This window comes from Pseudoalteromonas nigrifaciens (genome assembly GCF_002221505.1).
GTDB lineage: Bacteria > Pseudomonadota > Gammaproteobacteria > Enterobacterales > Alteromonadaceae > Pseudoalteromonas > Pseudoalteromonas nigrifaciens.
In genome coordinates this window covers 266,968-279,890 of record NZ_CP011037.1, presented here as the reverse complement: position 1 = coordinate 279,890, position 12,923 = coordinate 266,968, and the positions used below count along the sequence as shown (strand labels likewise).

The following is a 12,923-nucleotide window of genomic DNA, read 5'->3' as shown; positions in this document are numbered from 1 at the left end:
TTCTTATAATTTAGTTTTATAAACGCGTAACCACTTGTTTTAGTTTTTATAATTAATACCAGTACTAACAACGCTTATATTTTGCCACTTATAAACCCTATAAATGTGTGTTGGTATAAGTAGCCATGTTTAAATGTTTTTACTTTTAAGTGCAGGATAAGCTGTAAAAAACTGCTGCCAATGAGTTAAGTGAGCAATATTTGGATACGCTTTATGAACATAGTTAATGGCCGTTTGCATGTGCTGCCCGCCACTGTAATGCAGTACTTGCATATTGGCATTTATGGCTGCACATACGCCAGCTTCGCTGTCCTCAATTACCAAGCAATGCTCTGGTTTTACGCCCATTTGCTTAGCTGCATGTAAAAATAAGTCGGGGGCGGGTTTACCACGCTTTACTTCACTGCTGGTAAATATCGTATTGCTAAAACAGTTACTTAAATTAACTATATCTAATGCTTTAGCTGTACGTGCTGGACTGCTACTTGTGGCAATACATTTGGGCACAGCTAAGTTATTAAGTACTTCGTTTATGCCATCGGTTGTACTGAGCGCTGAACCAAACTCGTTTAAGAGCGCTTCTCGGTAATCATCTTCAAAGCTATTTGGCAAAGTGACATTAAAGGCGTTTTGGATTTTTTGACTTACGGTTTTAAAATTACACCCCAAAAAGTGTTGCTGTACATATCCGCGGTCAATGTTAACCGTTAAATACGCAAGCATATCAATCAACACTTGAGCGCTGAGTATTTCACTGTCGATGACTACCCCATCGCAATCAAATATTACTAAATCAATTTTAGCGTTCATTGGGTTACCTTAAACATTTACTTTTTGTGCAAAACACCAGATGAGCATAAGCCCGGCTAGCGAGCATATTCCCTTTATTGTTTTTGAATGTCAACAAAAAGTGAACGAATTTACTTGTCGCTACTACAAACATAAATAAACAAAACTAAAAGCCGCTGTATTTAATCAAGTTTACAAAAAATATATAAACCTAAAATTGGATCTAAAAGTATATTTTAAGCCCCTCTTGCAATCTTATTTATGAATTATTCCAATCTATTTAATCAACTTTACCGAACAAAGGAATATTCATACACTCCTCAACAGTTAAACAGCCAGCAGCACTGCCGGCAATTTTAAATAATAAGGTCGACATGAATATTTTATTAAACGCAATAAACAAGAATACAAAACTAACATTAAGCGCGTTAACACTTGCGATGGCATTACCAGCAAGCGCGGCTACATTAACTAAAGACAACGGTGCAGCTGTTGGCGACAACCAAAATTCAATAACTGCAGGCGAGCGCGGCAGTGTGTTATTAGAAGACGTACAACTAATTCAAAAACTACAACGCTTTGCACGTGAACGTATTCCTGAGCGTGTGGTACATGCGCGTGGTACGGGTGCTCATGGTGTATTTGTGGCATCTAAAAGTTTAGATGATTTAACCATGGCAGCACCTTTTACCGAGGCCGGTAAAGAAACTGACGTTTTTGTACGTTTTTCATCGGTAATTCACTCAAAAGGTAGCCCAGAAACACTGCGCGACCCACGTGGCTTTGCGATTAAATTTTACACCGATCAAGGTAACTGGGATTTAGTGGGCCTTAACTTACCGGTGTTTTTTATTCGTGATGCAATTAAATTTCCAGATATGATCCATTCATTAAAGCCATCACCTGTAGATAACATTCAAGATCCTAACCGTGTTTTTGACTTTTTTTCATACGAACCAGGCTCTACTCACATGTTAACGTGGGTTTATAGCGACTACGGCACACCAGCAAGCTTACGTAAAATGGATGGTTGGGGTGTTCACTCTTATAAAATGATCAATAAATCGGGCGATGTTAAGTACGTTAAATTTCATTGGGTAAGTAAACAAGGCATTGAGAATTTAAATGCAAAAGAAGTCGCTGAAGTTCAAAGCCAAGACTTTCAACATTTAACGCGTGATTTATACAGCGAAGTAAATAAAGGTAACTTCCCAGAATGGGATCTATACATTAAAACGCTTGATCCGTCGCAGCTTGACGACTTTGATTACAACCCATTAGATGCAACAAAAATGTGGTTAGGTGTAAAAGAAGTGAAGGCAGGTACATTAACGCTTAATCGCATGCCAACTAACTTTTTTCAGTCAACAGAACAAGTAGCAATGGCACCGTCTAACATTATTGCGGGTATTGAACCCTCAGAAGATAAGTTATTACAAGGGCGTGTATTTTCATACGCAGATACGCAAATGTATCGCCTTGGTGCTAACCATCAACAGTTGCCAATTAACCGTGCAAAAGTGGAGGTAGTTAACTACAACCAAGACGGCGCAATGAACTATGGTAATACTCAAAGCAACGTAAACTATCAACCAAGCCAAGAAAACGTAGCTGAAAACCCAATTGCCCGTAGAAGCCAAACGCAACTGCAAGGTTACGTACAACAAGCCGCCATTAAAAAGCAGCAAAACTTCGCGCAAGCAGGTGTTTTATACCGAGGTTTTAGTAAGCAAGAGCGTACTAATCTGATCAATAACCTAGCGGGCGATTTAGTAAAAATAAAAGACAGTAACGTTAAGCACAAAATGCTTAGCCACTTTTACAAAGCTGATAGTGAGTACGGTACACGTTTAACTAAAGCCGTTAATGGCGATATTAAAATAGTTAAGCAGCTTGCAGCTAACCTGTAATTAGCAAGTTACAAAACATTAGTCCCAACTAAACAAGCTGTTATATAAGTAACCACAACCATGAGGAAGGAGGCAACCAATCCCCTTCCTCTTTTTAAAAGGTATAAAGTAATGCGTAATTTATTAATTATAGTAGTGCTACTAATAAGCTTTACCAGTAGTGTTTACGCTCAAAATACAACGGATACACAAACACCTAGTACACAACTTGAAAACCAACACTCAGCGCAAACACAATACGAGAGTTTATTTGCTTATTACTTTGCTGCTGCACGTACCAACGATACCGCTGTAATTAAGCAATTTGTAAGTGCCGGCATTCCTATCGACAGCTATAACAATAAAGGTTACACCGCATTAATGATTGCCACTTACCATGGTAATAAAAATACGGTAAACACACTTTTACACTTAGGCGCTAATGCTTGCATGGAAGACAACCGAGGTAACACAGCCCTTATGGCCGCTATTTTTAGAGGTGAGTTTAGTATAGCCAAAACACTGGTATCACTTGATTGCGACAACGCACATCAAAACAAAGCAGGCCAAACAGCCGAGCAATTTGCACACACATTTGGCCAGCAAAAAGTGCTCAATTTACTCACGCAGGTTAAAACTCTAAATAAAGTTCAAAAGCCCTTATAAAAGAGCTTTAGGTGTAACTAAACTTTAGCGGACTGCTTATTTAAGTCGTTACTTCTACATTATATTTTTGGGGTTTATCTCGCGTTACAAAGTAGCAAATTAGCGAGCCAAGTGTTACCAGCACCACTCCTTGCCAAAACGAAGTACTTAACGTAATAGACAAATACAACGCCGAAATAATAGTAGAAAACACCGGCGTAAAATACGAAAGCGTTCCAAGCAGCATTAAGTTACCGCCAATAATCGCTTGATTCCACAGTGCATAACCACTGCCAACAACTACACCCGCAAGTAACAATGTCATGCTTGAGCTGATTGAAAACGTTAATGGCGCTTCATTACTAAAACCATATTGCGCCCACAAACTCATTGCCGTAACAGTAAAAAATAACGTAATAGCATTTTTACCATTACTTATTTTTTGCGTTACTACGCAATAAATAGCCCATATAAACGCGGCAGCTAATGCCATTAAATAAGTAGCAGGATTATCAGCAAAGTTAGTAACTAACGTATCGACTGACATTTCTTGATCGCCCGTAATACACCAAGCAACCCCTAAAAAAGCAATGATCATACTTGGGTAAACCCAGTAACTTACTTTTTTACGCCCAATAATAATAGAGAGCAATATAGTCAGCGTGGGCCATAAATAATTAATTACCGCCATTTCCATAGCCTGATGGCGGCTATTTGCCATACCGATAGAAAGTGCCAAGCAAATTTCGTACGACACAAATAATAAAGTACCTACTACCAAGTAGCGTTTCGAAAATCCACTAAACTTAGGCACTCCCATAACCAAAATTAAAAATATCGCACTTACAGAGTACATAGCCGCAGCACCACCAATGGGGCTAAACAACTCAGAAATATCCCGTAGTAATGCCACTAAGCAGCTCCACAGTAATATTGCAGCGACTCCATAAAGTGTATATTTATTTTTGCTTATAAAATCCATATTAAACCTAAAGTACTACTTAATAATTTGCAGCTAAACTAACAGTAATTTTTTGTTTTAACAATAACATGCCGTTAATCTGCAGTGCATAACTAGCATTATCAAAGCTAAATATTATCACTATAGTTATAAGCAATAAGCGTAAACAGCCATTCAGTGTTTAAATTTAGCAAAGCAGCACAAACGCTAGATAAATTAAAGTTACTGACTCTTTTGTCTCGTATTACCACTTTTACAGTGGTGTGGTTAAATAACTCACTAAACAGAGAAAGCAAATATGAACAAGTTCACGACTCCCGATCTATACGACGAACACCGTGATAGCGTACAAGTAGCCGACTGTGGATTACAGCACTTTGGCAACAAAACCACCTTTAGTGGTCAAGTCGTTACTGTAACGTGCCCCGATGACAATTCGTTTGCCGCTGAAATACTTCATCAAAATGGCGTAGGTAAAGTGCTGGTTATTAACGGCTTTGCTAGTAAACGCTTTGCATTTATTGGCGATATTATGGCAGAGCGTGCTTTAAAAAATGGCTGGGAAGGTATAGTTATAAATGGTTGTTGCCGAGATATTGAGATTCTTGCTACCTTAAATTTACCTATTATGGCGCTTGGCTCAACACCACGCTGTACGTTAAAGCGAGGTTGTGGTGAAAATAATCAAGCTATTGCCATGTTAAGCGTCTGCATTGAGCCTAATGATTGGCTTTACGCCGATGTGAACGGGCTAATTGTGAGTAAATATAAACTTAGTTAGTTGCTAAATCACAACTAAAATAGATTAGCTGCCGCTTTTTTAATAAAATCTGAAACAAAAAAGCCCAGCATTGCTGGGCTTGTGTCATATTAATAGGTAACTATTTTATTAGTTAAAAGTTACCGTCACTATGTTTGAACACACGTTTTCAGTTACACACACTTGATAGTCGTACGCAGGTAGTGTTGCACCACGTACATAATCACGATAACGACCGTTATCTGAGGTTGTGCCTACTAACTCGCCATTACGATATACATTTAATGACTGAGCACCCACTTGCTGCCAACTTAGCTCTACACGCATTGTGCCTAAGCGTGATTTATTAGCGCGCTTAAGGCTTAGCTCAATCTCTACATCACTCACTACTACAGTTTGAGTTGATGCGTTGGTATTGCCTTCGCTGTCGGTAACAGTTAATTCAACTTCATAGCTACCCGCCACTGCATAAGCATGCAAAGGGCTTGCATCGGTTGATGTAGCACCATCACCAAAGCTCCACTGCCACTGTGTAATATCGTTATTAGCATCTGTGCTACTATCGGTAAACGAAGCCGTTAAGCCTTGTGTTTCAACGCTAAAACTAGCACGTGGTGGTTGCGGGCTTACCTCTCCAATTGCACTTAAAGTAAGTGACCAGCCATTTATATTACCTGTATCAGCACCGGCAGTGTCTTGTACATGTAATGCCCAATCGCCAGTGGCTACTTCGCCATTAAATGCATCCGAAGTGAAGCTTTTAATAATATCGTCTGAGCTACCGCCCTCTTTATTTTGTAACGTTATTGTAGTGCCTTGCGCTGAGATAAGCTTTACAATTAAATCACCAGACCAAGTATGACTAATGTTAACATCGGCAACTGTATTAAAAACGGTTAACTCATCTGCAATCGTAATTACAGAGCTTACACCTTCTGGCGCATTATCAGGAATAGCAATATTTTCATCACTGCTGTAAGTAAAATCATTCAACCCCATAGGTTTAACCATTAATTTTACAGTGCTTTCCTTAACTCTATCATCCGACGTTGCTGTAACGGTAAACTCATATTCACCCCACTGCGTCTCTTCAGTGGTAGGTACTACTAACTGTACTTCTTCACCTGGGCGAGCAGTGTTTCGTGAAAGTGACGCTGAATCTAAATTACCTGTCAATGCAAACGCAACATCACCATCCCAATTGGCAATTGAGCCTACACTAAACGTATAGCTTGCTGACTCACCCGCAGTGATCTCCTGTGACAAAGGGCTAACGCTGAGTTTAAAGCCTGGGGTTGGATCTGCGTCAATTAGCGCTTGGTTTACATTTAATCGTGTACCAGCAACCGTTTTACCCTGTAGTGCTGCGTTGGCATCGCCGCTACTCATTAATAACTCTTTTAATTCTAACGCTGTTAGATCTGGGTTAACTGATAAAGCAAGTGCTGCAGCACCAGCAACATGAGGCGTTGCCATAGAGGTGCCTGAGTAACTACTATAAGCGTTTCCTGGCACAGTAGATAAAATGGCAGTACCTGGGGCACCTAAATCAACACTTGTTAAGCCCCATTGTGAAAAGCTCGACATAGCATCATTACGATCTGTACTTGCTACAGATAAAATACTATCGTGCTCATAGCTTGATGGATAATGAGGGTTAAGATCATTGTCTAATGCATCGTTACCTGCCGCAGCTACAAAAAGTATATCTGCCGCTTCGCTTGCATCAATCGCTTCAGCAAGTGCTTGGCTAAACCCGCCGCCGCCCCAGCTATTGTTTAGCACACGAAGGTTAACACCTGAATTTTTAAGGCTAATCATATAATCAATACATTTAATTGCCCCAGAAGTACTCCCCGTGCCATCAGCAGCTAAAAATTTACAGCCAACAATAGACACTTCATGGTTTACCCCTACAACACCGATCGCATCATTGCCACTTGCACCAATAGTCCCTGACACATGAGTACCATGCCCTTGGTCGTCCATTGGATCGCCACTATCAGTAATTGCATTGATACCATAAATGTCATCTATGTAACCATTCCCGTCATTATCTATACCATCTCCTGCAATTTCAGCGGTATTTACCCACATATTACTTGCAAGGTCATTATGGCTATAATCAACACCGGTATCGATTACACCTACCACTACATCTCGGCTACCAATAGAAATAGTCCATGCTTCTGGAGCATCAATATCTGCATCAACGGTACCACCTGACTGGCCTACATTATGTAAGCCCCAAAGTTCATCAAAACGGGGATCATTGGGTACATTCGCAATACTAACTTTATAATCAGGTTCTACATATTCAATGGCTTGGTGCGACTTTAAGCGCTCAATCGCTTCTTTGGTGCTCATGCCCGCTACTTTAAACTTAGCAAGGCGACCTGAAAGTAATGAGGTATAGCTGTCATCTATTTCATCATTATTTAAATCTGAAATTTTAGCTCTAACTAAAGATCTTGCATGCTTTCGCATTGCTGGGGTGGCATTTTTTTTATATTTAACAATTAAAGAATCACTAGTCGCTGCATCTTGTTGTTGCATCACACCAACATCGGGCACTTTAGCGGCGGCTAAGCAAGGTAGGAGTGCAAGTGTAATAATAGATAATTTTGTTTTCATTGTTCTATCCATAGTTTGGGTTAACTTAGTAACACTAAGTAATTTTATTTACTACTTCAGTACAAGGGATCACATGGCAAGCTATTAGAAAACAGCTAAAGATAAAATTACACAAGCAAGAAAAGCAAAAACCAATCATTTTGACTAGATTTTCATCGGAAAAACATAAAATACAGCCGTTGTTATGAACTTGTTAAATAAGTTAAAAAGCGTAGACCTCCTTCTTTTTTACTGCTTTTTGCATAAAACCATAATAAAAACAAAAAACAACCATAAGCACATGAAATATAAGCACTTTAAAATTGGTAAAAAATGATGATTTAACAAATTAAAATTAACTAATACAGTTAACACCATGATTATTGTTTCACTGTGAGCAGCTTGTACTTTATCTAAGATGCAAATAAGCAGTGAGCGCTGGTCATACTTAACACTTTACATACTTAAAAGTAATCAAGTGGATCACAACACATTATATCAGCACGGCATGCTGAAACAGAAAATACCTAATTAAAACAGATAATATCTAGGTATTTTATTTTTACTATTCAAGGAGAATAAATAATGAAATTAACTAAATCAATTTTAAGCTGCGCAGTTGCAGTTGCAATGGGTGCAAGCTTCGCTTCTTATGCAAATACAGATACTAAATCAGCCTCAAATTCAGAAATAGGTACGGCCATTTCTGTAATGAGCGCATCAAATAACATGACTTTGATACAAAACAACAACAATAACGATGCATTATTAGTACAAGTAGGTGATAACAACACCATGCTTGCTACCATTGATGGTAATGAAAATTACACAGAAATTACGCAAAACCAAACTGGTAATTACGCAGGCGTTGCTACTGTGGGCAATAGTAATACAGAAGAGTATTCTCAAGATGGTGTTGCTAACGGTTTAATCTCGCAAGTAACCGGTGATTACAACTCTTTAGTTGTTGCCCAAGAGGGTGTTGGCTTTTTAGTAAATAACGAAGCTATAAACATTATCACGGGTGACGATAATACGATTGATGTAGCTCAGGGTGCTGGTGGCCATTGGTTTTATAACCTTGATATGCAAGGTAATGCCAACGAAATCAGTGCAGTACAAACTGGTGAATGGCACGAAGCTGAAATAACGTCATTAACCGGTGATCAAAATACTATTGATATTGAGCAATCAGGGGTTTATTGGAACGCATTTACAATCAATTCTTTACAAGGTAATGATAACGACCTTGATATTGAACAAGATGGCTCGCGCAACATAGCAACCTTTAGCGATGTATCGGGTGATGCTAATGAGCTAAAAGTTGAGCAAGATGGTGAATCTAATGCAGTTAACTTTGCTGCTATTGTTGGTAGTGATAACGAAATAGACCTTGATCAAGAAGGTACTAGCAATACAGCAGATTCGGCTCTATTTTTAGGCAATAATAATGAAATTACTATTACTCAGTTAGATACTCTCAACTCAGCTACAGCTGAATTAATTGGTGATAATAACGAATTAACTGCAACTCAAAATGGCTTTGGGAACGAAGCATACATGGGTGTTATTGGTTCAGATAATGAGTTTTTAATTAACCAAGTTGGTGATTTAAATGCCGCACATCTGGTTAACTTTAATGGTACTGGTAACGATGTAGATGTATTTCAAAATGGTGACGAAAATACAACAGTTGTAGAGTCTTCTTACCCTAATACGGCACTAACTTCTAATGATAACAATATTGATATCATGCAAAGTGGTGTAGCAAATGAAACCATGGTTACTCTTGCTGGTATATTAGATAGTAATACAAACCGAATTGATATATCGCAAACCGGTGAAATCAACTTAGTTGACATTATGGTTGAAGGTAGCGGCCATAGCATTGATATTTCACAAGAAGGTGAAGGAAACTGGGTTACAGGTATGGATCAGTCAGCCTTTTTAATTGCTGGAGAGGATGTTTCATTTACTGTTAATCAAATTGGTAACGATAACCTTGTTCAAGGCGGCATAATCGGCTCGAATAACATGGTATCCGTTACGCAAATTGGTGACGGAAATACAGCTACAGTTACGCAAATGTAATTGCTAAGGTGGGGGGGGAGGTATACTTCCCCCCTTTTATAATATGAAAAATAATAAAAGCATATATATTAGCTACTTACTATCAGTTTTACTGTGCTTCTCACCTGCAGCATTTGCAAATGATGAACTAGAAATAGATGGCTTATTACTCGATAGAAGTATTAGCCGTTTTGGCCATCAGTTTTATTACAAGTTTTCAAACTACTGGAGAGACTTACCTTCAACTGCGGGGTTTAATATTGAAATAAAAGAAACCGTGCTACCTAAGGCTGGCACCAGGCTTTCTTTAATAATGAATAACCAACTTATTTATGCAACTTATTTAGGTCGTAGGTTAGAGCCTCTTGACGAACGCGTTGAACAAGCAGTTTATATTGTAATAGATGCAATGGCTCGCTCAAACATGGCTGTATCGTCTCCCGATATGGCTGTAAACGGATGGTAAAATGAATAAAATACTACTTATAATAATAACTCTAAGCTTTTCAGCTAGTGCAACTGAATTAATTTACACCCCAATTAACCCAAGTTTTGGCGGCAACCCACTCAATGCAAATATGTTGTTGAGTAAAGCTCAAGCGCAAAACAAACACAAAGCACCTGTCATCGAAAGAGATTATGCAGAACAATTTCAAGACTCTTTACAGCGTACTTACCTAAATAGAATGGTCAGAGAAATTACCAATATGGCATTTGGTGAAGACTCTGAAGACAGCATATTTAATCAAGACTCTATATTTATGAGTGGTGACTACCAAATTGAAGTGATCACCAGTACCACAGATACTATTACTGTAAAAATAACAAATATGCTAGATGGCACCATTGTAATCATCGAAGTACCGAGGTTTGGATAATGTATAAACTGCTAATAACAATAATATTACTTACTTTAACGGGCTGTACAACGATAGGAAATTTAATTCCGCCATCGCAACAAAAAGCCATAAGTTTAGAGCCTACTGAGATTTTTGCTGATTTAAAAAACTTACCCAAGCCAATGGGCAGCATTCCCGTCTCTGTTTATTCATTTAGAGATCAAACGGGTCAATACAAACCGCAAACGAATGTTAGCTCTTTTTCAACCGCAGTTACTCAAGGGGCTAATTCCATATTAATTCAGGCATTGCATGAATCAGATTGGTTTACACCGGTTGAGCGCGAAGGGTTACAAAACATTCTAACTGAGCGGAAAATCATTCGTGCTGCCCAGTCAGAAAACCCAAATCAAGCCGATTTACCGCCATTAACAACAGCTAAAATTATTTTAGAAGGCGGTATTATTAGTTATGACACCAATGTAAAAACCGGTGGCCTAGGAATGGAGTACTTTGGTATAGGTGCATCTGAATTATATAGAGAAGATGCTATATCTATTTATTTACGTGCCGTAGACGTACGTACAGGGCAAGTATTACTCTCGGTAGCAACCAGTAAAAAAGTATTGAGCCAAGAGATGCGTGCAGGCTTTTTTAGATATGTAAGTTATAAGCGCCTTGCCGAGGCAGAAGCCGGTTATAGTGATAACGAGCCAATGAGTATTTGTGTTACTCAAGCAATTGAAAAAGCACTCACTGATCTTATAACTAAAGGTATTGATAAAGGCTTGTGGGCTAAAAAAGCAAGTTAAGTAACAAATAAAAATGGCTACTTATTAAAGTAGCCATTTTTAATGTATGTAATTATTGTTTACTCATTGGTAATAAAACCGATATGTAACGCTGCGCCCAGTTGGCCAGCTCAACCCTATTACGAGAACTTGTTTTTTTAAATGCACTGTATAAATGAGTTTTGACTGTATGATCGCTAATATTTAATTTATCTGCGATAACACTATTACTCGCCCCCTGCGCGATAAGATGAATAACTGAACGCTCTCGTTTAGTTAAATGTTGATAATCGTCCTGCTTTAATTCTATGCCTTCGTGTAAACTACTAAACGAAGAGGTCGCAACTAAAATGTCGCTGAATGCTTGGGAGAGTATCATTCTAGTAAACCATAATTCGCCTGCATTTATTTTAACTAAACCTTTAAAAACTTCCTCACTTGGCGTCGATTTATAAAACACACCATTAACATGGTTAAGTAGTAAGTTTTTCTCACATATTGCTTTACGCTCAACATTAAATATCACCACATTATACTGCCTCGCTAAAGCGATTAAATCTGCAGGTACAAGGTTGTGCCAATTATGCGTGGCGCCATCAATTAAATACAAAGTATATTGTGAACGTTGCTCAACGTTTGGCAGTGCATCATCCATATTTATAGTGTTGAATAAGGCTCGGAGAGTTCTTAAAATATCTTGATAATTATACGAGCAAGCCGATGATTTTAAATTTGTTTTTATAAATGCTGATTGCTGTAACATAAAACTCTTCCTTAGAATTCTTATGTAACACTACCTAATTTTTGAACAACTTACAATACAGTTTTTACATTCGTTCACAGTTGTTAACCACCTGTTTTACAGCTCACGATAAGCATGCTTTGCTGCCTTACGTATCTATTTATTTAACCCAAACTAACTATTACTTATTGCATAACACACCGTAATTAACGAAGCCAAAATTAACATCAGTAGAGGAAAACTAGTAATAGTCATTTAGAATAAAGCTGTAAAACAAAAGCAATCAATAAATTTAGTTTATAGTCGCTTTTAACTTATTTAACGCATCAACTGAAAAGCCTCTATCGTAAAAATAAAGTATTTTACCGCTGTTATTTATAAGGACTACACGGGTATTATTGGGATTTTGATTACCAGTAAATTTTTGTACTTTTTCGCCGTCTTTATAAATAGTGATTACCCCAGCCCAAAGCTCTTTTGGAATTCCTTTGCGCATACCACTGTCTATAAATGCACTAAACATGCGAGGTGCCATACCAGCAATAGTGGGTAGTTCGTAGGTAGGAATAACTACACCACTCATATCTAAGCCAATTAACCAGCGATCAATGTCAAACTGACTATCTTGCTTATAGCCTATAAGCAAAAGTGTTTTATCTGCATTAAAATCGCTTGGAATAGTCACTTTATTTTGCGTTAAACTTTCGCCGTCAATCGTTGGAAATTGTTTACCAATTACTTGCTGATTTGGGTACTGAGTAGAACATGCCGCTAAAAATATAAATAAAAAAGCAGTGAGTATTGATTTAGCCATAGTAAATCCT

General features: G+C 38.1%; 12 protein-coding genes. 7 read left to right on the top strand and 5 right to left on the bottom strand.

Features of this window, described 5'->3' with window-relative positions:
- Positions 1–129 precede the first annotated feature (129 nt).
- Positions 130–810, bottom strand: coding sequence for an HAD family hydrolase (locus PNIG_RS17770; protein WP_089369143.1), 681 nt, complete (start codon positions 808–810; stop codon positions 130–132).
- Positions 811–1,163: 353 nt separating this feature from the next.
- Between PNIG_RS17770 and PNIG_RS17765 the strand changes: the two genes are divergently transcribed.
- Entirely contained in the window at positions 1,164–2,699 is a 1,536-nt protein-coding gene (locus PNIG_RS17765; protein ID WP_089369142.1) for a catalase, read from the top strand.
- A gap of 111 nt (positions 2,700–2,810) precedes the next feature.
- Positions 2,811–3,344, top strand: a complete 534-nt coding sequence (locus PNIG_RS17760; RefSeq protein WP_089369141.1) for an ankyrin repeat domain-containing protein — start codon at positions 2,811–2,813, stop codon at positions 3,342–3,344.
- 40 nt (positions 3,345–3,384) lie between these two features.
- Here the strand turns inward: PNIG_RS17760 and yddG are convergent, their stop codons facing one another.
- A complete protein-coding gene (yddG, locus tag PNIG_RS17755) occupies positions 3,385–4,305 on the bottom strand; it encodes an aromatic amino acid DMT transporter YddG (protein WP_089369140.1) in 921 nt (306 codons plus the stop codon).
- A 277-nt stretch (positions 4,306–4,582) separates the two neighbouring features.
- Here yddG and PNIG_RS17750 point away from each other — a divergent pair, with 277 nt between their 5' ends.
- Positions 4,583–5,065 (top strand): putative 4-hydroxy-4-methyl-2-oxoglutarate aldolase, encoded by a 483-nt coding sequence (locus PNIG_RS17750; protein ID WP_011329835.1) that lies wholly within the window; start codon positions 4,583–4,585, stop codon positions 5,063–5,065.
- A gap of 108 nt (positions 5,066–5,173) precedes the next feature.
- Here the strand turns inward: PNIG_RS17750 and PNIG_RS17745 are convergent, their stop codons facing one another.
- Positions 5,174–7,678, bottom strand: coding sequence for a S8 family serine peptidase (locus tag PNIG_RS17745; protein WP_089369139.1), 2,505 nt, complete (start codon positions 7,676–7,678; stop codon positions 5,174–5,176).
- A 564-nt stretch (positions 7,679–8,242) separates the two neighbouring features.
- Here PNIG_RS17745 and PNIG_RS17740 point away from each other — a divergent pair.
- Genes PNIG_RS17740 through PNIG_RS17725 form a run of 4 tightly spaced genes read left to right on the top strand, consistent with a single transcriptional unit; the run spans position 8,243 to position 11,378 of the window.
- The gene (locus PNIG_RS17740; protein ID WP_011329833.1) at positions 8,243–9,748 is read left to right on the top strand and encodes a curlin; all 1,506 of its coding nucleotides are present in this window, start codon (positions 8,243–8,245) and stop codon (positions 9,746–9,748) included.
- 43 nt (positions 9,749–9,791) lie between these two features.
- A complete protein-coding gene (locus PNIG_RS17735; RefSeq protein WP_011329832.1) occupies positions 9,792–10,193 on the top strand; it encodes a curli production assembly/transport protein CsgE in 402 nt (133 codons plus the stop codon).
- Position 10,194: 1 nt separating this feature from the next.
- A complete protein-coding gene (locus PNIG_RS17730) occupies positions 10,195–10,605 on the top strand; it encodes a curli assembly protein CsgF (protein ID WP_011329831.1) in 411 nt (136 codons plus the stop codon).
- The gene (locus PNIG_RS17725) at positions 10,605–11,378 is read left to right on the top strand and encodes a CsgG/HfaB family protein (protein WP_011329830.1); all 774 of its coding nucleotides are present in this window, start codon (positions 10,605–10,607) and stop codon (positions 11,376–11,378) included. Before PNIG_RS17730 ends, PNIG_RS17725 begins: the two co-directional genes overlap by 1 nt.
- A gap of 52 nt (positions 11,379–11,430) precedes the next feature.
- On the opposite strand, the gene PNIG_RS17720 is transcribed toward PNIG_RS17725, so the two are convergent.
- Positions 11,431–12,120: a response regulator transcription factor gene (locus tag PNIG_RS17720; RefSeq protein ID WP_089369138.1), complete on the bottom strand. Its 690-nt coding sequence runs from the start codon at positions 12,118–12,120 to the stop codon at positions 11,431–11,433.
- 271 nt (positions 12,121–12,391) lie between these two features.
- Positions 12,392–12,913: a hypothetical protein gene (locus PNIG_RS17715; protein ID WP_011329828.1), complete on the bottom strand. Its 522-nt coding sequence runs from the start codon at positions 12,911–12,913 to the stop codon at positions 12,392–12,394.
- Between the last annotated feature and the right edge of the window lie 10 nt (positions 12,914–12,923).